15 protein-coding genes are annotated in these 20,618 nt (G+C 55.3%); 6 read left to right on the plus strand and 9 right to left on the minus strand.

Features of this window, described 5'->3' with window-relative positions:
• Window positions 1–225: 225 nt before the first annotated feature.
• The gene (locus ELY38_RS06550; protein ID WP_127060701.1) at window positions 226–2,211 is read left to right on the plus strand and encodes a methyl-accepting chemotaxis protein; all 1,986 of its coding nucleotides are present in this window, start codon (window positions 226–228) and stop codon (window positions 2,209–2,211) included.
• Between the two features lie 104 nt (window positions 2,212–2,315).
• Here ELY38_RS06550 and katG read toward each other — a convergent pair whose 3' ends face one another.
• The 5 genes from katG to ELY38_RS06575 form a co-directional block, all read right to left on the minus strand.
• Window positions 2,316–4,466, minus strand: coding sequence for a catalase/peroxidase HPI (katG, locus tag ELY38_RS06555; RefSeq protein WP_127060702.1), 2,151 nt, complete (start codon window positions 4,464–4,466; stop codon window positions 2,316–2,318).
• 303 nt (window positions 4,467–4,769) lie between these two features.
• Window positions 4,770–6,212, minus strand: a complete 1,443-nt coding sequence (locus tag ELY38_RS06560) for an NAD(P)(+) transhydrogenase (Re/Si-specific) subunit beta (protein WP_127060703.1) — start codon at window positions 6,210–6,212, stop codon at window positions 4,770–4,772.
• Window positions 6,213–6,228: 16 nt separating this feature from the next.
• Complete coding sequence (locus ELY38_RS06565) at window positions 6,229–7,800, minus strand: Re/Si-specific NAD(P)(+) transhydrogenase subunit alpha (protein WP_127060704.1); 1,572 nt, start codon at window positions 7,798–7,800, stop codon at window positions 6,229–6,231.
• A 239-nt stretch (window positions 7,801–8,039) separates the two neighbouring features.
• On the minus strand, window positions 8,040–8,312 hold the full coding sequence (locus tag ELY38_RS06570) for a DUF2798 domain-containing protein (RefSeq protein ID WP_127060705.1): 273 nt from the start codon (window positions 8,310–8,312) through the stop codon (window positions 8,040–8,042).
• Between the two features lie 176 nt (window positions 8,313–8,488).
• A complete protein-coding gene (locus ELY38_RS06575) occupies window positions 8,489–9,139 on the minus strand; it encodes a TetR/AcrR family transcriptional regulator (protein ID WP_127060706.1) in 651 nt (216 codons plus the stop codon).
• Between the two features lie 103 nt (window positions 9,140–9,242).
• Between ELY38_RS06575 and fabF the strand changes: the two genes are divergently transcribed.
• Both fabF and ELY38_RS06585 read left to right on the plus strand, forming a co-directional pair.
• Window positions 9,243–10,508 carry a beta-ketoacyl-ACP synthase II gene (gene fabF / locus ELY38_RS06580; RefSeq protein WP_127060707.1) on the plus strand — a complete coding sequence of 422 codons (1,266 nt, stop codon included), beginning with the start codon at window positions 9,243–9,245 and terminating at the stop codon, window positions 10,506–10,508.
• A gap of 102 nt (window positions 10,509–10,610) precedes the next feature.
• Window positions 10,611–12,020 (plus strand): aminotransferase-like domain-containing protein, encoded by a 1,410-nt coding sequence (locus ELY38_RS06585; protein WP_127060708.1) that lies wholly within the window; start codon window positions 10,611–10,613, stop codon window positions 12,018–12,020.
• A 6-nt stretch (window positions 12,021–12,026) separates the two neighbouring features.
• On the opposite strand, the gene ELY38_RS06590 is transcribed toward ELY38_RS06585, so the two are convergent.
• Entirely contained in the window at window positions 12,027–12,674 is a 648-nt protein-coding gene (locus tag ELY38_RS06590) for a hypothetical protein (protein WP_127060709.1), read from the minus strand.
• Window positions 12,675–13,015: 341 nt separating this feature from the next.
• Between ELY38_RS06590 and ELY38_RS06595 the strand changes: the two genes are divergently transcribed.
• A complete protein-coding gene (locus tag ELY38_RS06595) occupies window positions 13,016–14,332 on the plus strand; it encodes an NRAMP family divalent metal transporter (protein WP_127060710.1) in 1,317 nt (438 codons plus the stop codon).
• An 86-nt stretch (window positions 14,333–14,418) separates the two neighbouring features.
• On the opposite strand, the gene hpxO is transcribed toward ELY38_RS06595, so the two are convergent.
• Both hpxO and ELY38_RS06605 read right to left on the minus strand, forming a co-directional pair.
• Complete coding sequence (gene hpxO / locus ELY38_RS06600; protein WP_127060712.1) at window positions 14,419–15,621, minus strand: FAD-dependent urate hydroxylase HpxO; 1,203 nt, start codon at window positions 15,619–15,621, stop codon at window positions 14,419–14,421.
• 165 nt (window positions 15,622–15,786) lie between these two features.
• The gene (locus ELY38_RS06605; RefSeq protein WP_127060713.1) at window positions 15,787–16,716 is read right to left on the minus strand and encodes a LysR family transcriptional regulator; all 930 of its coding nucleotides are present in this window, start codon (window positions 16,714–16,716) and stop codon (window positions 15,787–15,789) included.
• Window positions 16,717–16,898: 182 nt separating this feature from the next.
• Between ELY38_RS06605 and speB the strand changes: the two genes are divergently transcribed.
• A complete protein-coding gene (gene speB, locus ELY38_RS06610; protein ID WP_422822315.1) occupies window positions 16,899–17,804 on the plus strand; it encodes an agmatinase in 906 nt (301 codons plus the stop codon).
• 52 nt (window positions 17,805–17,856) lie between these two features.
• Here speB and ELY38_RS06615 read toward each other — a convergent pair whose 3' ends face one another.
• Window positions 17,857–18,771, minus strand: coding sequence for a LysR family transcriptional regulator (locus tag ELY38_RS06615; RefSeq protein WP_127060717.1), 915 nt, complete (start codon window positions 18,769–18,771; stop codon window positions 17,857–17,859).
• Window positions 18,772–18,971: 200 nt separating this feature from the next.
• On the opposite strand from ELY38_RS06615, the gene ELY38_RS06620 reads away from it, so the two are divergent.
• Window positions 18,972–20,591: an ABC transporter substrate-binding protein gene (locus ELY38_RS06620; RefSeq protein WP_222845111.1), complete on the plus strand. Its 1,620-nt coding sequence runs from the start codon at window positions 18,972–18,974 to the stop codon at window positions 20,589–20,591.
• Window positions 20,592–20,618: the final 27 nt, after the last annotated feature.

Below are 20,618 nucleotides of genomic sequence, written 5' to 3' on the forward strand. Positions count from 1 at the left end.
GGCAAGTGATAACAACACGATGATCAGTAACGTATCCAACGCTTTTGATGAAAGCACCCTTAACGTTTACTGACCTATAACAAAGATAATTCGACTTAAGTTAATCGTAAAACGGTCGTTATTAACTTTTGCACCAGTAATAAAAAAACGATCTCTTCGCCATAAAAAACTGAGTGGATCATGACCAGCCAGTAATGGCCAAATTCTTACCTACCGAGGCCTTCAATGAGCAAGTTTTCTCGTCTGTCGTTAACACAAAAATTACTGAGTGCAGTTGCTCTCCCCTTACTGATTGTTGCCGTCGTTCTCGGCATTATTGTCAGTCAACAACTCAACCGGGCCATCCCCTCACTGATCGACAATGCTGGTACACGACAGGTTGAGGCACGCGCTGACGAGATAAGCCGCTGGATCAACGGCTACCGTAGCTGGAATGCGGTGCTGGCGGAAGATGAGCGTCTCGCCGAAGATCTGCCTGTCGCTACGCATCTTGGCTGGCTCGCCAAACGCTACCCTCCGGGCGGCACCATCGAGTCGCTTTTCTTCTCTAATGCATCGGGCGACACGATAACCCATGCTGGCGTGCCGCTAGACATCTCGGAACGTTCCTACTTCAAGACACTCGTTACTGAAGGCAGCCAGGACAGCCTGCTTGTCGACCCGGTTATCTCCATGGTCAGTGGACTGCCGACAGCGCTGGTGGTCGATACCGTTTTCGATGAACGCGGCAACCGCGCAGGGCTTCTAGGCATCACCGTCTCCATGGCCGCGGTGTCTGACATCACCTCGGCTATCAATATCGGCGAGGGAAGTTACGGCTGGCTAATTGACAGTCAAGGTCAGGTTATTGCCCACCCGGTGGAAGAGTATCGTATGTCGCTGAACTATACCGATGCCGACCGCACTCAGGGGTATCAGGGGCTGGATGCGCTGAGTCAGTCGATTCTCGGCGGCGCCCCCGGTTCCGGTGAAATTACCATGCCTAGTGGCGAACGTACTCGACTTATGTGGAGTCCTGTGAAGGGTACCTCCTGGGTTGTCGGCGTAACCGTTCCCATGACCGCCTTTACCGCCGTGACCAACAGCTTGCTGAAGTCTCTTTTACTGGCAGGCGGGTTGCTGCTGGTATTGCTCCTGGTGGTAGTTGCCTACGCGGCACGCCGCTCTCTTGCGCCCATCAAGCATACGGCTAACGCCATGGCCGATATCGCTCAAGGCAAGGGCGATCTCACCCGCCGTCTGGAAGTCAAATCACAAGACGAAATCGGTGATCTTGCGCGTGGTTTCAATGCGTTCGTTGAGCGTATGCAGGCCACCCTTCAGGAAGTGCGCCATAACGCCCAAACGGTACTCGCCGGTGCCAGCGACATGGCGGATGGTACCCATGAGCTTTCCTCACGTACCGATCAGGCCGCCGCGAATATCCAGGAAACCTCCGCCTCCATGGAGGAGATCCACTCAACCGTAGCGCATACGTCGCAAGCATCCGAACAGGCCAATGGCCTGGCGATTGAAGCCGCAGGCGCCTCCAAGCGCGGCACTGAATCCATGACCCAGATGGAAAGCAAGATGGGCGCGATCAGTGAATCATCCAATAAGATCAGCGATATTATCGGCCTGATCGACTCCATCGCCTTTCAAACCAATATTCTGGCGCTTAACGCATCGGTCGAAGCCGCGAGAGCCGGCGAGCAAGGGCGCGGGTTTGCAGTAGTGGCCAACGAGGTGCGTACGCTAGCCAGCCGCTCGGCCACCGCGGCACAGGATATACGTGCGCTGATTGATGTGTCGGTCAATCATGCCAAAGAAGGCAACCATATCGTTAAATCCGCTGCCCAGCAGATGCAGGAAATCCATCGCAGCATCACTCAAGTGTCTGACGTGATTGGTGAAATCACCGCTGGCGCTCGTGAGCAAACCGCGGGTATTGAACAGGTGAATACTGCCGTTGCCGAAATGGATACCATGACGCAGCAGAATGCTTCCATGGTAAGCCAGAATGCTTCCCTTGCCGCGCAGATGCGTAAAAACGCCGAGCGCCTGGACCAGCTGATGAGCGAATTCGTGCTGGGCGACTCGCAGCCGCTGCCCATCTCCGCAAACGCTACCCCGCCAGCCCCCAGTAACCCGCGTTTACCGGCCGCATCCCCTGCGCCTTCAGCCCCCAAGGCTAGAAAGGCCGTCGCCGAGCCCGAATGGGAAGCGTTTTAAACCTTTCCTTCTGCCCTAAAAAAGCCCGCATCTTTCGATGCGGGCAAGGCTGGGTACATTAATATGTTCTTACTGCTTAAGCGCCCCTCCTGGGGCGCGTGGCGTTACGCCAGGTCAAAACGGTCGGCGTTCATCACTTTAGTCCAGGCGGCGATGAAGTCGTGGGTAAACTTCTCGGCGTGGTCGTCCTGGGCGTAGATTTCTGCATACGCGCGCAGGATCGAGTTGGAGCCAAACACCAAATCCACACGGGTAGCCGTCCATTTCACCTCGCCGGTTTTGCGATCACGAATCTCATAGTGATCCCTTGCAGGGTGCCAGGTATTGGCCATATCCACCAAGTTGACGAAGAAGTCGTTAGTTAATACACCTTCGCGCTCGGTAAATACGCCGTGCTTGGTGCCCGCGTGGTTAGTACCCAGTACACGCATGCCGCCTACCAATACAGTCATTTCCGCTGCGGTCAGGCCGAGCAGTTGGGTGCGGTCCAAGAGCATCTCTTCCGGGCTAACCACATAGGTCTCTTTCTGCCAGTTGCGGTAGCCGTCTGCCAGAGGCTCAAGCGCGTCGAACGACTCGGCGTCGGTCATTTCATCGGTTGCATCACCGCGGCCCGGGGCAAAGGGCACCGTCACGTTGAGGCCAGCGGCTTTTATCGCCTGCTCGATACCCACGTTGCCCGCCAGCACGATGGTATCGGCAAGGCTTGCGCCGCTTTCCTGAGCGATGGGTTCAAGCACTGCCAACACGCGAGCGAGGCGCTCAGGCTCGTTACCTTCCCACTGGTTCTGGGGTGCTAAGCGAATGCGTGCGCCGTTGGCGCCGCCGCGCATGTCAGAACCGCGGAAGGTACGCGCGCTGTCCCAGGCGGTGTTGACCATGTCGCTAATGGTCAGGCCGCTGGTGGCAATGCGAGCTTTCAGCGCGTCAACATCGTAGTCGGTGCGGCCTGCCGGCACCGGGTCCTGCCAGATCAGGTCTTCCTGAGGTACATCCGGGCCTACGTAACGAACTTTCGGGCCCATATCGCGGTGGGTCAGCTTGAACCAGGCCCGGGCGAACACATCATCAAAGTACGCCGGGTCCGCCATGAAGCGCTGGCAGATCTCGTTGTAAATCGGGTCGACCTTCATGGCCATATCGGCATCGGTCATGATCGGCATGCAGCGAATGGAAGGGTCTTCCACGTCTACCGGCATGTCCTCTTCTTTAATGTCGACAGGTTCCCACTGCGAAGCACCGGCGGGGGATTTTCTCAGCTCCCATTCATGGCCAAACAGCATCTCGAAGTAGCCCATGTCCCACTGCGTCGGGTTTTTGGTCCAAGCGCCTTCAATACCGCTTACCAGGGTGTCACGGCCAATGCCACGACCCTTGGTTTTCATCCAGCCAAGGCCCTGAAGCTCGGGGCCAGCCGCTTCGGGCTCCGGGCTTAGATCGCCGGGTGTGCCGTTACCATGGCACTTGCCGATAGTGTGGCCACCAGCAGTCAGGGCAACCGTCTCTTCATCGTTCATCGCCATGCGCTTGAAGGTTTCGCGCACTTGGGCGGCGGTCTTGAGCGGGTCGGACTGGCCGTTCACACCTTCCGGGTTCACGTAGATTAGACCCATCTGCACGGCGGCCAGCGGGTTATGCATGGTGTCGGGCTTTGCCACGTCGCCGTAGCGGCCGTCGGAAGGTGCCAGCCACTCTTTTTCAGCGCCCCAGTAGGTGTCCTTTTCCGGGTGCCAGATATCCTCGCGACCAAACGCAAAGCCGAAAGTTTTCAAACCCGCGACTTCATAGGCCATGGTGCCGGAGAGAATCATCAAATCGGCCCAGGAGATCTTGTTACCGTACTTTTTCTTGATCGGCCACAGCAGGCGGCGGCCTTTATCGGTATTGGCGTTATCCGGCCAGGAGTTCAGCGGCGCAAAGCGCTGGTTGCCGGTACCGCCGCCTCCACGACCGTCGGCCAGACGATAGGAGCCCGCCGCGTGCCAGGCTACCCGGGCAAACATACCCACGTAGCTGCCCCAATCGGCTGGCCACCACTCCTGGCTTTGGGTAATCAGTTGGCGAAGGTCCGCTTTCAGTGCTTCAACATCCAGCGTTTCCAGCGCTTCACGATAGCTAAAATCTTCACCCAACGGGTTCGTCTTGGTATCGTGCTGGTGCAGGATGTCTAGGTTCAGGGCGTTAGGCCACCAGTCAGTGTTGGACTTGCTGGCTGCTGTGTTACCGCCGTGCATTACCGGACATTTACCACTCATGCTGCATTTCCCCTTATAGTTCTTTACCTTGGCATCGCCAAGGAACCAACGGTGAGCGCCACTGACCCCGAAAGCCTGAACCCTGGCTGACCGGCGCTTCACTAACATGGCGTATTTTTAAAGCACTTTTTCGATAGTAACAATTTGCATTTAACGACTAAATTGATAGGAAATTACAATTAAAGAAAAGCAGTATTCAAAAAATACCGATGGCGGGCAAAAAATAGGGAAGGGAAGCAGAAGTCTGAAAAGCCAACAGGGCGCCGGGGCGCCCTGTTGGAAGTTACAACGGTCTTGGCAGGATTAGTCCACCAATGGTAGTAGTGCGTTCAGGCTATCGCGGGCATCGCCGTAGAACATCCGACTATTCTCCTTGAAGAACAACGGGTTTTCGATACCCGAATAGCCGGTGCCCTGGCCGCGTTTGCAGATAAACACCTGCTTGGCCTCCCACACCTTCAGCACTGGCATGCCGGCGATGGGGCTGTTGGGGTCCTCCTCGGCAGCCGGATTTACAATGTCGTTGGAGCCAATCACGATCACCACGTCAGTGGTGGCAAAATCGTCGTTGATTTCGTCCATCTCCAACACGATATCGTAAGGCACCTTGGCCTCAGCCAGCAGCACGTTCATGTGGCCGGGCAAGCGCCCCGCCACGGGGTGAATGCCAAAGCGCACGTTCTTGCCTGCCGCGCGCAGCTTGCGCACCAGGTCACTCACTGCGCTCTGGGCCTGGGCCACGGCCATGCCGTAACCCGGCACGATCACCACGCTGTCGGCATCGTTCAGGGCACTGGCCACACCGCTGGCATCAATCGCTACCTGCTCGCCTTCAATTTCCGCTGCTGGCCCAGTGCTTCCGCCAAATCCACCCAAGATCACGTTGACGAAGTTGCGGTTCATCGCCTTGCACATGATGTAAGAGAGAATCGCCCCGGACGAGCCCACAAGCGCCCCGGTCACGATCAAGAGATCGTTTCCGAGCGTGAAGCCGATGGCCGCCGCCGCCCAGCCTGAATAGCTGTTAAGCATCGAGACTACGACCGGCATATCAGCACCGCCAATTCCCATGATCAGGTGATAGCCGATAAAGAAGGCAAGCGCGGCGAGCACAATTAGCGTCCAGAAGCCTGCGCCGTTGAGGTACATGACCGCCAGCAGCAGCGAAAGCACCGCAGCAGCAGCATTGAGCAGGTGTCCACCAGGTAGCTGGCGTGGTTTCCCATCCACCTTGCCCGCCAGCTTGCCAAAGGCGATCACAGAGCCTGTGAAGGTGACCGCGCCGATAAAGATGCCTAACACTACCTCAATCTGCAAAAACGTCAGTTCATCAGGGGCCTTGGTGGCCACCAGGGCGGCAAACGCCGAAAACTCGTGCATGACGCCATCAGCCGCGCGCGCTGCCAGCACACGACGACGTTCCAGGTCCGCACTCCATGCAACAAATACGGCCGCCAGCCCCACAAAGCTGTGAAGGGCTGCCACCAGCTGGGGCATTTCGGTCATTTCGACCTTGCCTGCCATATAGGTACCGATCACTGCCCCGATGATCATCATTGGGATCAGCCACCAGTAGCCGCCAATGCCCGGCCCGAAGGCGGTAAAAAATACCGCAACCGCCATGCCCACAATGCCGTACCAAACAGCACGCTTGGCTTTTTCCTGGTTGCTTAAACCGCCTAACGACAGAATAAACAGCACGCTTGCCGCGATCGCCGCGGCAGATACGAATCCTTGACCTAACATATCGTCTCTCCGCCGCTCAAGATTTCTGGAACATGGCCAGCATCCGGCGTGTCACCAGGAAGCCACCCACAATATTGATGGTCGCGATCAGTACCGAAATAGCCGCCAGCACGCTTACCACTGCACTGCCCGAGCCAATCTGTAGGATTGCCCCCAGAATAATGATGCCCGAGATCGCATTAGTTACCGCCATCAGCGGCGTATGCAGCGAGTGGCTCACCTTCCAGATCACCTGGAAGCCGATAAAGCAAGCCAACACGAAGACGATAAAGTGCTGCATAAAGGACGCGGGCGCGACTTGGCCGAGCAGCAGCATCAGCGCGCCGCCGATGGCCAATATGCCTACCTGGCGTTTGGTCTGGGCCTTGAACGCTGATGCTTCTGTAGCTTTTTTCTCTTCAGGCGTCGGCTCTTTTTCTTTCTTTTTCGGCTTAGCCGCGGCAATCGCTTTTACTTTGGGCGGCGGTGGCGGAAAGGTCACTTCGCCCTGGTGGGTCACCGTCGCGCCACGGATCACGTCATCGTCCATATTATGGTTGATCACGCCATCCTTCTCAGGCGTCAGATCGGTCAACATATGGCGAATATTGGTGGCATACAGTAAGGACGACTGGGTCGCCATGCGCGAAGGGAAGTCGGTATAGCCGATCACTATCACACCGTTATCGGAAACGATACGCTCATCGGGCTGGGTTAAATCGCAGTTACCGCCTTTTTCAGCCGCCAGATCGACGATCACCGAGCCGGGTTTCATGGCCGCGACCATATCTTCCAGCCACAGCTTGGGCGCGGGCCTACCAGGGATCAGGGCGGTGGTGATAACAATATCTACATCGGGCGCCTGCTCGCGGAAGCACTCAAGCTGCTTTTCGCGAAACTCGGGACTTGAGGGCGACGCGTAGCCGCCGCTTTCAGAACCATCCTGGCTGTCCTCGAAATCGAGAAACAAAAACTCCGCGCCCATGGACTCGATCTGTTCGGAGACTTCCGGACGTACATCAAAGGCCCGCACCACGGCACCCAAGCTTGTGGCAGTACCAATGGCAGCAAGCCCGGCAACGCCTGCGCCAATCACCAGCACTTTAGCAGGGGGGACTTTACCTGCGGCAGTTACCTGACCGGTAAAGAAGCGGCCAAAGTTATTGCCTGCCTCTATCACCGCACGGTAACCGGCGATATTGGCCATGGAGGAGAGCGCGTCCATCTTCTGGGCGCGCGAGATACGCGGCACCATGTCCATGGCAATCACGCTGGCGCCCTGTGCCTTGCACTTTTCCAGCAGCGCTTCGTTCTGCGCTGGCCAGAAAAAGGCAATTAGCGTTTGACCTTGGCGTAATCGCGCGGCTTCTGTATCAGAGGGCTCACGGACTTTAATGACCACCTCAGCGTCCTGCCAGAGCGTGTCCGCACTATCCACCACGGTCACGCCAGCGTCACGGTAAGCGTCGTCATTAAAGCCCGCCGCCAGGCCAGCGCCTGTTTCAATCAGGCACTCATGACCCAGCTTCTGGATCTGTTTGGCACTTTCAGGGGTGAGCGCCACACGCGCTTCGCCCCGGCTAGTTTCCTTGGGTGCGCCTATTCTCACACGGGTACTCCCTACGGTTTAGAAGTGGACGATGGGCCTTAATTGTCTGTTTTAATTTAAAACACAGCCCGCTAAAAAGGCGGTTGATTCTCACCACCCCACCTTTCTTCAAACGTTGTAGATTCTCATGATGCTTTTAAGAAAAGCCATTCAACCTTTGATAGGTGATGGCATGGGCTTTCTTACAAGTCATCACACGGGAGGAGCAGTATGAGCAAAAAATAGGCGAGGTAATTATCTCAATGCGACCTGATTGTTAGCTGAACAAGGCGGGCGACCAGGGGACGTACGACCAAAATACATAGAAATGCGCAGGGCATGGCGATGCGGTAAGCCTGCCAAACCTGGCTGAAATAGTGTTCATTGATTCCCGCGTTGACGGCAGTAACCAGCAGCGTCATTAAAAACGCCATAATTGTTGACATGTAGAAAGCAAATACGACCGGCGTAAAGCGAGGATGCAGCTTGCGTGCCGCCAGCATGCGCTGTTCCGGGAATTGTCGTTGTGCCATATAAAGTACCTGTCGCGTGGTCATGAATAGTTAGTTAGCGAGCTACTTTACAATGCCCCCAAACCGCAGAGAAGCGGTCATGCAGAATATCGCCATTGAAAGCGCTGAAAAACTAAAAAATACACCCTCCATTACAAGTTACGTAATAAAGTAATCTTGTGTTATTTATCAACGCTTCAAGTCGCCATAACGCTCTGTAACATTCCTTCGGCATCGCCCTCGCTTACCCCGAGCATTAAAAGGATCTGGCGCTGGGTAGCCAGCAGCACATGCTGACGTTCCTCCTCACCGGGCAGACTTTTAGCAATCGCGACGGCGCCTACCAGGGAGGCTAAAATCACCCGTGACTTATCGGCAATGACACGGCGGTCGCTGGCAAAAGGCAGCTTTTTCAATTTGCTTAACGCTAGAAGGCGCGTTTCGAGCATTTTTTTCATGCTCATGTAAGAAGCCTCGAACATGGTGCGTATTTCGGCTTTCTCGCTGCCTATTTCATTAAACAGCACCGCTTCAGGTCCTGGCTGCTGCTTACGCTCAAGCTCCTGAAGGTTCCAGTAGTTAGACACCAGCTCGGTTAAGTGCTGCAAAGAGAGCGGTCCTTTGACCAATCTTGCCGCGCGGCTGCTATCCAGCGTCTTGCGTACTGAAGCGTCATAAAGCGCTTCTTTGGAGGCGAAGTGGGCATAAAAAGCGCCATGGGTCATCTTGGCAAGCGTCATTACCTGGCCAATGGAAACCTTGTTAAACCCATACCGGCTGAACAACTCAGTGGCTGAGGCCAGAATACGCTCTCGGGTTTTCGCCTTGTGGCTTTTGGGATAAGGCATGTTTACCTCGTCATGGCACTGCTAGATGGTGCCGCTAAATATTATCTTGATCATATAATGCGTGCTGCTAGCGTAGCCGTATTTAAAGCTTCGAGGAGCCGCTATGCACTCACCTATTGTTATCACCGGCATGGGTATGGTCAGCCCACTGGGATGCAACGTCAAGGCAAGCTGGGAAGGTCTGCTGGAAGGCCGCTCGGGTGTTAGCCAGATCACCCGTTTTGATACAGCGCAAATCCCCATCAAAATTGCCGGTGCGGTCCCCCACTCAATAGATGACCCGGTAGCAGGGCTATGCCTGGATGATATAGCGGATGCCAAAGAGCGCCGCAAGATGGACCTGTTCAGCCTTTACGCCATGGCGGCGGCAAAAGAAGCCCTGGAGCAGGCAGGTTGGCAGCCAACGGATGAAGCTCAACGCCGTGCCACGGCAACCATTATTGGTTCCGGCATTGGCGGGTTCCCGACGATTACCGAGGCCCAGCAAACGCTGCAGCAGAAAGGCTATCGCCGTGTATCACCATTTACCGTACCGGCGTTTCTGGCCAATATGGCCGCGGGCAACCTGTCGATTCGTTATGGCTTTCAGGGTCCGTTGGGATGTCCTGTCACGGCGTGTGCGGCAGGCCTTCAAGCCATTGGTGACGGTATGCGCTTAATCCGCAGCGGAGAAGCCGACGTTGCGTTAGTGGGCGGCGCCGAGGCGTGTATTGACCCATTATCTTTAGCGAGTTTCAACGCGCTCAAAGCGCTTTCCACCGAGCATGAGCAGCCTGAAAGTGCATCGCGCCCCTTCGACAGTACCCGTAACGGCTTTGTCATGGGTGAAGGCGCGGGTCTGCTGGTGATTGAGACCTTGGACCATGCGAAAGCGCGCGGCGCCACACCGCTGGCAATCATTAGCGGCTATGGCACCAGTGCGGACGCCTATCATATGACTGCCGGGCCTGACGACGGCAACGGTGCTGCCGCAGCGATTCATTCAGCGCTTAAAATGGCCGGGATATCCGCCGAGGAAATCGACTATATCAATGCCCACGCCACCTCCACCCCGGTGGGCGACCGGGCGGAAATTGCCGCTTTACGACGCGTTTTTGGTAACGCCCTGCCCGGCATCCCGATCTCTTCGACCAAGTCGGCAACGGGCCATTTGCTAGGCGCGGCAGGCGGTGTTGAGAGTATTTTTTCAGTACTTTCGGCCACCACCGGCCAGCTGCCGCCCACGCTTAACCTGACTCAGTGTGATGAAAGTATGCAGGATTTGGACTTTATCCCGCTAACATCACGCACCCAGCCCACCCAGCATGTGCTGTGCAACGGGTTTGGTTTTGGCGGCGTCAATGCAGCACTGATCGTCAGCCGCGTATAACGTCAGCTGTTATGCGCACGCCGATTGGCAAAATCGTCTGCCAATCGGTTTTTGCCAGCCGTTAGCGTATCCTCTTAGCCTGCTTTTTAGCGGCTGATGAACATGAAACGCTACGAACGGTTTGCCGAGGAAATTTCCGAGCTTATTCGCAGCGGCGTGCTGGCGCCGGGGGAGCGTGTGCCCTCCGTTCGCCAGGCAAGCCGCCATTACGCCATTAGTCCTTCGACGGTGTTCCAGGCGTATTACCTGCTGGAAAAGCAGGGGTTAATTGTTGCACGCCCACGCTCTGGCTACTTTGTACGCGAACAGGCGCAGCGGTTTCTCAACGAACCAGAGATGACCCAAGGCCACCCCGAAACGGCGGACATTGCGGTAAGCGAGCTGGCTTTCTCGGTACTGGGATCACTTCAAGATGTGGATACAGTACCCTTTGGCTCGGCCTTTCCAAGCCCTGAGCTGTTCCCACTGCAACGCTTGGCGCGCAGCATGACCAAAGGGCTTCGCGAGCTGTCCCCCAACGCCATTATTACTGACATGACCGCGGGCGATACGGATCTGCGCCGGCAAATTTCCCTGCGCTATCGACTGGCGGGCATGCACTTGCCGCCCCAGGAGCTGGTAGTTACCAATGGCGCCATGGAAGCGCTTAATCTGGGATTTCAGTGCGTGACGCAGCCCGGCGATCTTGTGGCAATTGAGTCCCCCGCTTTCTACGCAAGCCTTCAGGTACTGGAACGCTTGAAGTTAAGGGCAGTGGAAATCCCTGTACACCCGAGGGAAGGAATCGACCTGGACAAGCTGGCCGACAGCCTTGCCAAGCACCCCATCAAAGCCTGCTGGTTCATGAGCCATTTGCAGAACCCGCTAGGGGCAAGTTTGAGTGAGGCCAAAAAACAGGCGCTGTATGGGCTGTTGAAGCAGTATCAGGTACCACTGATTGAAGATGATGTGTATGCCGAGCTCTATTTTGGCGCCAAACCGCCCGTGCCCGTTAAGCACTTTGATGATGAAGGGTTAGTGATTCACTGCGGATCGTTTTCAAAGTGCCTGGCGCCTGGCTACCGGGTGGGCTGGGTAGCCGGTGGGCGCTATGCCGAAAGCATTTCCCGATTGAAACTGATGACGACCATTTCGCCCTCGGTTCCCGCCCAGGTAGCCATTGCCGATTACCTTCAACACGGCGGCTACGACCGGCACCTGCGCAAGCTGCGCCTGGCCTTGGAATCCCAGCAAGCCCAGATGTTGGCGGCAGCAGCACGCTATTTTTCCGCTGATACCCGGGCAACACGCCCTGCTGGCGGTTACTTTCTGTGGTTTGAATTCCCCAGGCAGGTGGACTCGCTGCGCCTGTTTCAGATGGCTTTAGCGCAGGGGATCAGTATCGCCCCCGGCCCTATCTTCTCCGCCACACAGGGCTATCGTCACTGCGCCCGGCTGAGCTGCGGCCACCCGTGGACATCGCGCAGCGAAGAGGCCATGGCGCTGCTCGGCCGGCTGCTGACGTCGTTTTAGTCACTTCTAGACGCCCTGGCCGTGCAAGCGTTGGCTACCGGCCGGTGTCTGGCGGGTGAGCTTTCCAATTTGATACAGATCGTGCAAGTACATATCAAACCGGAAAATGCCGTGAGAGATCACGATCAATACAAAGGTCAACAGCATCAGAATTACAGGCTCATTCAACCAGGCAAACGTCGCTGAGAACGGATACAAGAGTGTATAGATGCTCATGCCACCCAAAAACTGCGCCAGCATGCTGTTAACAATCACCAGCGAAATCATCAGCACGCGGGTATTCCATGTGGGCAGGCGGGTTTTCCAGAACGGCAGGTGGCGAACGCTTATCTCGCCATTAAAATCGAGACGCTCCCGGCGGCGTACCAGAGGAATAGCATAGGTACTTTGCTTCTCTTCAGAAAACGCCCGCAGCGCCAGCTCAGGGTCAAGCCCGGGACCTAAGATACGCGCGACCGCCTGATTGAAGGCGCTAGCGTCATTGGTTTGCCTAGCAACACCGGCCTTCTGGGCTAACTCGCTCAAATGCTCTTTATTAGCATTTGAAAGCTTCAAGTCATTGGCGAAGTTAATGTTGTAATTAACCTCGTAGACTTGGTACAGGGCAATGGTGACGCCCACAAAAATCATGAAATAGATAAAAACAGTTAACATTATCGGCCCCTTAAACGTTTTATCATTCTGCCCACGCGGCCCGACTAACCAGCGGTGCGCACTTAGCCAAGCCGGTACGACTATGCCTTGCCCTGCTTCCCCAGTACAGACACAGAAAGATGCAATAAATACATATCAGTCTAGAGACTGATCTGGCGCAAGCAATGCGCTTTCAGCACGACACTCGGTGGTTTGGCAATATCTTACGGTATTTAGTCGAGGTGAACCGGTGCTCAATAGGAAAGCGGCCCCTGACTAGGCTAACATAGCGCTCCCACGATTCTGCTCGCGCAAAAACAATAATTAGAGTTAAACAAAACCCAGCTCATAAGGAACCTGCCATGCCCCCACAAGAATCCAGTACGCTGATGGCTTCCCCACCGGCCAAGTCAGTGTATGCCAAGTACCTAGCGGCTCTCGGGCCCGGCTTTTTATTTGCAGGTGCGGCCATTGGTACCTCTCATGTTGTTCAATCAACGCGTGCTGGCGCTGAGTATGGTATCGGGCTTTTGGGCTTTATCCTGCTGGCAGTACTGCTTAAGTATCCGTCTTTCTTCTTTGGGCCGTTTTATGTCAGCGTGACAGGCAAATCGCTGGTTGAAGGTTACCGGCAGACGTTTGGTAAATCCGTGGTGGCCCTGTTTGCGTTGGTCCAGATACCCGTCACAGCGATCATCATTGCCGCCATTGCGATTACCACCGCGGGCCTGGCGGGTAGTATTGTGCCCTTGACGCTAAGCCCGCCCACGGTGGCCGTGATATTGATTGCGCTGTGTTGTGCGCTTACCTTTGTCGGTGGTTACAAGCTGCTCGACTGGGTCAATAAGGTTTTTATTGTCATCCTTAGTGTGACCACCGTGTTTGCAGCCATGGCCGCCGTACCCTTGGTCGATTGGACGCTTTATCCGGCAACCGCCGTCTCTCCGCTGTTTAGCACCGCCACGTTTATTACCCTGGTGGCCGTACTGGGCTTGATGCCTTCGGACATTACGCTTGCGATCATGAACTCGTTGTGGTCAGAAGCGCGCAATAAAAACCAGGGAATGCGCAGCGATACCGCCGCTGAAAAGATCGATTTCAACATTGGCTATATCGGGGCAGCAGTACTCGCCGCCTGCTTCGTGATCATGGGTGCGGGGGTAATGCACAGCCAGGGTATTACTCCCGCCGATGGCGCCGTGGGTTTTGCAAGTCAAGTGATTAGTCTTTACACCAACACCTTAGGCGAGTGGAGCGGCGTAGTCGTGGGCATTTCTGCGTTTACCGTCATGCTTACCACGCTGCTGACCGTGCTAGATGGCTTCCCGCGCATGATCACCGCCTCTTACTATACGTTTACACGCGAGGCCGAGGCGGAAGAAACTCGCACGCTTGAAGGCGGTCGAGCATTTTTGGTGTGCATGGTGGGTCTATCGCTGTTGGCGATTGTGATTCTGTATACCCTGATGGGCAGTTTCCGCCTATTCATGGACTTTGTGATGGTGGTGGCATTCTTGATCAGTCCTATTCTTGCCACCCTTAACCATCTGACAGCGAACGGTCCTACCGTGCCTTTGGCACTGCGCCCTTCACGCCTGATCAATGCGTGGAGCTGGCTGGCGATAGCCACCTTAACGCTGCTTTCACTGGGCTATATTTACGTACGCTTTATCTACTGATCTCTAGGTTAGACGTTCACATTAATGGCGTGCTGGATAACAGCACGCCATTTTTTATGCGGCTCTATTATTTTTATTCTGGCGTTTTAGCCTAAAGGGCCACCCAGGATGGTCTTTTTGATTCCCTCGCGCACGCCCTGGCCATCTTCGTGGCTTAATTCGTCATACCAGTTTTGGGTTAGCGCCGGGGTGTGGCCATGAATCATTTCAGCTCGCGTTCGCGCTCTTGCCACAATCTCCCCTACCCGCTTAACACGCGCTGAATTGTAATTATCCAGCGCCTGGCGCAGCGCATCATCTGGCGTTGGCGCATCCTCAAGGGACTTTTGAACCAATTGGGCCAATACCCAAGCGTCTTCCATGGCCTGGCAGCCACCCTGGCCCAAATCGGGCGCCATGCCGTGGGCGGCATCGCCCAGTAAGGCCACACGGGTATCGGTCAGGGTTTCCAGCGGTTCAATATCATGAATCTCGACCCGCGCCATGCGTGCCGGGTCAAAATGTTCGATCAGGGTGTGTACGGCGCCACTCCAGCCCGAAAAATGCTCGCGCAGCTCTTCCCGGTAGCGCGCTGGCTCGTTGGGCATGTCGGCGGGCAGCGGAACGTCAAAGAAGCAGTAAAACTCCTGCTCCGCGTCGGCATTGCCACCGGTGCCCATGGGCATTAGTGAGACGCGCTTACTCTCACCGACATACTGATCCCAGCTATCCAGCGGGGCGAGCTTAGTGGTGGCCGGGACGCGTACGTTCCAGTTCACGTAGCCTACATACTGACGCTCAACAGGACGCCCGATTATCTTGTTACGCAGCTTGGAGTGAGTGCCATCGGCCACAATCAGCAGGTCCGCCGTTACCTGCCTGCCATTGGAAAAAAAGGCGGTCACGCCATCGGCATCGCTTGCGTAATCTACGCAGTGCTGACCTAGCTCAATATGCTCGGCGCCTACGGCGTCAAACAGGATTTTCTGGAGTGCTGCCCGCGCAATGGGGCAGGCACGCTGCTGTACGTCGTCATACAGGGGCATTAAGGAAAAGTCGCTGAGCAGTTCGCCGTCGTGGCGAAGGTAGCGCATGCGCTGCATATCGCCACTCAAACGCTCGATTGTGGCGCCCAACCCCAATTGGTGCATCACCTTGACGCCATTAGACCAGAGAGAAATAGCCGCCCCTACGGGCCGAATATCTTCGACACGCTCCATAACAGTAACGCGATGACCCTGTTGCTGAAACGCCAGCGCAGCGCTCAACCCCCCCATGCCTGCCCCAATGACCAGAACATTTAGCGACATCGGCGAACTCCTTGCTGTTGTTATAAAGAGTAGTAATGAATGCGTTCAGTGTAATCCGATTAAGCGCGGTACCGACAACGCTTCAAAAAGCCCCGGGTTACCGAGCAAGATAGATGCCAGCCTTATCGTGCCGTCCCAATAGTGCACTTATGGTGTGCGTTCCCGCTATGCCTGCTCACTGAATGCTTTGGCAAAGGCGGTTAGCTGCTGATGCAACCAAACTGTGGAAGGCTCATTGGCATACAGCCCATGCTGAATCAGTGTCATATTGAGCGCCGGCAGCTCCTTAGGTGGCTCAACCAAGCGTACCGGCAGCATGGAGATGAATCGCTGGGCCATTTGCCTGGGCAACGTCATGATTGCTCCGGTCAGCGCCACTACCCTCGCCGCGGCGATATAGTTAAGGTTTTTGGAAATCACTCGCCGGGTTAACCCATGCTGCACTAAACAGTTATCAATATTACTTGGGCCCAGTCCGCTAATATCGGCAAGCTCCACATGCAGCGCATCGGCAAACTGTAAAATAGTCAGCGAATCGCCAATGTGGGTATTGTTCAAGGCCGCCAGACACACCAGCTCCTCCTGCATCCAAGGGGCTTTCAGCACGCCGCCAGGCAGCTCGATTTGGGTATCTAGCCCTACCACCATATCGATTTGACGCTGTTCCAGCCCTTCACTTAGTACCTCTGGTGTAATCAGCTCGATAGAAAAGCTGATCCCCGGCGCATAGGTTAATAACTGGCTGAGAAACGTCGGGTACATGACTTCTTCAAAGTAGTCGGTGGTGGCCAGGGTAAAGCGCCGTGTACTGCTTTCAGGTAAGAACGTTGCAGGAGGCGCCAGGCCCTCCTGCAGCATAGCCAACGCCTGCTGAACCACCGGCAATAAGGCAAGCGCTCGAGGTGTGGGTTGCATGCCCTGGTCTGTGCGCACCAGTAGCGGGTCATCCAGCGCTTCACGCAGGCGCTTAAGTGCATGGCTTATGGCAGGCTGGCTTAAATGCAGCTTTTCTGCCGCCCGTGTTACGTGTCGTTCATGCATCAACGTCATGAATACCCGCAGCAGATTTAAATCAAAATGGCGGAATACGTTCATAAATGGTCATCACCAGCCATTATTTATCTTGTGAATGATTTAATTCTAAACATTCATTTAATTTATCACTAAAAAGTATTTATTGTCGGCCTCCTTTCGCCCTAGTGCGATGCGCTTACTCCCTTTGTTTCTAAATTCAGGTTAGTCCCAGGAGACGCCCCACGGTGAGCCACCCACAAATTATGCCCAGCCTGTTTGGTGATGTTATCTCTACCTTTATGGGCGTGGCTAAAGCCAATGACCCCAAGGCAACCGATGCCGAGGTAGTGGTCAGCGGTGTACCGTTTGATCTGGCGTGTTCTGGCCGTGCGGGTACCCGTATGGGGCCGAATGCGATTCGCCAAAGCACCGCCAATCTCATCTGGGAAGGCAAGCGCTGGCCGTGGGATTTCGCCCTGGAAGATCGCTTACGCGTGTGCGATGCGGGCAACCTGGATTACGCTTACGGCGAGCCGGAAAGCCTGGTGGATAATCTGGAAAACCATGCCAATCGTTGGCTCAGTGCGGGTAAAAAGATGCTGACGCTGGGCGGTGACCACTATATTAGCCTGCCGCTGTTACGCGCCCACGCTCGCGAGCATGGCCCGTTGGCACTTATCCATTTTGATGCGCATACCGACACCTACGAGCAAGGCACCCGCTTTGATCACGGCACCATTTTTCACCACGCTCTTAAAGAAGGGCTGGTCGTGCCCGAGCACTCGCTGCAAATCGGCATTCGCACAAGCTATGACCGCCATAACCATCCTTACGAAGTGCTGGATGCCGATTGGGTGAACGACAACGGCCCTAAAGCGGTGCTCGAAAAAATTCGCGCCCGCGTGGGCCATCACCCGGCCTACATCAGCTTGGATATCGACGGCCTGGACCCTGCTTTTGCCCCGGGCACCGGCACGCCGGTATGTGGAGGTATGTCCACCGACCTGCTGCTAAAAGTCGTTCGTGGACTGGTGGGTATGGATCTGGTGGGCATGGATGTTGTTGAGGTTAACCCGGCTTACGATCACGGCGACATTACCTCGCTTGCCGCAGCGACTCTTGGGCTTGAGTTTTTGTATGTGTTGGCGGCGTCCAAGCGCGCTGTATAAACGTAAAATCCACTATTGAAGCAAAGATCACGCTGATATGTTCAGCGTGATCTCACGCCTTGTCAGGCTCCAGGGCCAGACATAGATCTCCCAGAAAGTCCGCAACACCCTTGGGCAGGGTACGCCCGGCAAGAGTTTGCACCTCTATAGTGCGTCCGCTCATCTCCCGATCCCGTATGGGGAGCGAAGTGATCTGGGCGGCATCACTTAAGTGGCGCACCGAAACGTCGCCAATTAGCGTAATTCCTCCCTGACACGCCGCAAAATGTACCAGCGTGGTGACGAAATTGCTTACCATAACAGGCTCAATCAACAGTCCCTGCCGGCTACAGCTCACATTGAACAGCTGTCGAATGGTGGTATTTTCCGTGGGTAACGCCAGCGGGTAGTGACTGAGCTGCGCCAGGGAGACATGCTTTTTGGTAGCCAGCAGATGGCTGCTGTGCATGACCGCATGGATAGGCGCCATGATCCGCTTTTCGACCTGGATGTTCTTCTCCGGTGCGGGCGAAATCGCCAGCCCAATATCCACCAGGCCCTCGCAGACCCGCTGCGTTACCTCGGTTGATGACATGACGGCCAGATCAAAATGGATGCCGTGATGTTTTTCGCGGTATTCGCTGATCACATGCGGCAGTAAGTAACTGGCCAGCCCCTCGATACTGGCAAGCCGCACCGTTCCCCGCTGTATTCCTTCGAGGCCAGTGATCTCTTCAATAACGCGGGCAGTTTCCAGGCGTGTTTTACGCGCATGGGCGGCCAGCAGCTCACCTGAAGGGCTCAGCTTCATACCGGATGAATGACGTTCGAACAGCTGGCTGCCCAGCTCGGCTTCCAGACGTGCAATTTGACGACTGACCGCAGAAGGGGCCACATGCAGCTGTTGTGATGCCTTATTGATCGACCCCTGCCGCACAATTTCCAGAAAATAGCGTAACGCCGAGTCAAGCAGAATGCGCTCGTTCATGCCGTTTCCTTCGCTTTTTGTTCGCAATCTGTATTGCCTAAAAGGCAATACAGCATTCGAAAAATACATCTAACGACACGACGTTGGCCAGCGCTAGTATCAAATACACAAGAATTTAACAGTGCATAGTGATCCGCTCCCTGTCCTGCTGTCATCCCACGTGATGCGGCGATCTAACAATATCAACGGAGATAACAACAATGCCTAAAAAAACGATGCTTAAACAACTAGCCACCCCCCGCTTTCAAAAAACAGCACTGCTCGCGGCACTGGGCATGGCAAGTGCTCTCTCTTTTGCGACTCATGTACAGGCCGACACGACCGTCAGCGCGGTTATGCATTCGGCACTTCGCTCATTGGACCCGGTATCAAGTAGCGCAACGATTGCGCGTAATCATGGTTATATGATTTACGATACGCTCATTGGCCTGGATGCCGACTTAAACCCGCAGCCGCAGATGGCCGACTGGGAAGTTTCTGAGGATGGGCGGATCTACACCTTCACACTGCGTGATGGGCTAACCTGGCATGATGGCAGCCCCGTTACCCCCGCCGACTGTATCGCCTCTTTAAAGCGCTGGGGTACTTTCGATGCCGGTGGCCAGCTGGTATCCAACCACACCGAAAGCTTAACGGCTCTGGATGAAAAGCGCTTTGCGCTGACGCTTTCAAGCCCTCTTGGCGATGTTATAGGCCTGCTTTCCAAACCCTCAGCGGTCCCGGCATTTATAATGCCCGAAAATGTTGCCTCTATTGAGCCAGGACAACCACTGCCTAATCAGATCGGTTCGGGCCCATTCCGTTTTATTGCAAATGAATTCCAGCCCGGCGTTAAGGCCGTTTACGAACGCTTTGATGCCTACCAGCCCCGTTCAGAAGCGCCTTCCGGCACGGCGGGCAGCAAAGAAGTGTTTGTTGATCGCGTTGAATGGATCCACATGCCTGATGTACAGACCACCATTAACGCCATCAACAGCGGCGATATCGACTACATCGAACGAACACCTTTCGACCTTCTGCCGCTTTTGGAAGGTAATCCCGAGATCACCACAGATGTTCTCGACCCCTTAGGCATGCTCACCGTTGCCCGTATGAACTTTCTGAACCCGCCTTTTAATGATGTCAGGATTCGTCGTGCAGCGCTCTTGGCAATGGGCCAGGAAGACGTATTGGCGGCGCTGGTAGGCGACCCGCGCTTCTACCAGACGTGCGCCTCCGTATTTGGATGTAATACAGCGATTTCTACCGAAGCAGGAGACGAGTCACTAACCAGTGGCGGTCGTCCTGATGAGGCACGCGCCCTGCTTGAAGAGGCGGGTTACGACCAGACCCCTGTGGTTTTACTCCAGCCCTCCGATGTTGCCACGCTGACCCCGCAACCGGTCGTTGTCGCTCAGGCCTTACGTAAAGCAGGCTTTAATGTCGAGCTTAAACAAATGGATTGGCAGACTCTGGTAAGCCAGCGCGCCAACCAAAGCCCTTCAAGCGAAGGTGGCTGGGACATGATTTTCACCAACTTCGGTGTCGACAGTTTTTGGTCGCCCACTATCAACATGCTATTGATTGCGACGGGAACGCAAGACAGCTGGTTTGGCTGGCCTTCCGACCCGTATATGGAAGAACTACGCACAGAATACGCCATGGCGGAAAGCGAAGAGCAGCGTAAAGCGCTCGCCGAGGCCGTGCAGGAACAGGCGATGGAGCAAGCAACGTTTATTCCCTTGGGCCAATTTCAAAACGTCGTCTCCTGGCGTAACGAACTAAGTGATGTTGTTGAAGGGCCAATTCCCGTTTTCTGGGGCATGCATAAAGCCGAGTAATGACGCGCCGCCGCTGTCCGCTGAAGC

The sequence above is a fragment of the Vreelandella nanhaiensis genome (assembly GCF_003990185.1).
Lineage (GTDB): Bacteria > Pseudomonadota > Gammaproteobacteria > Pseudomonadales > Halomonadaceae > Vreelandella > Vreelandella nanhaiensis.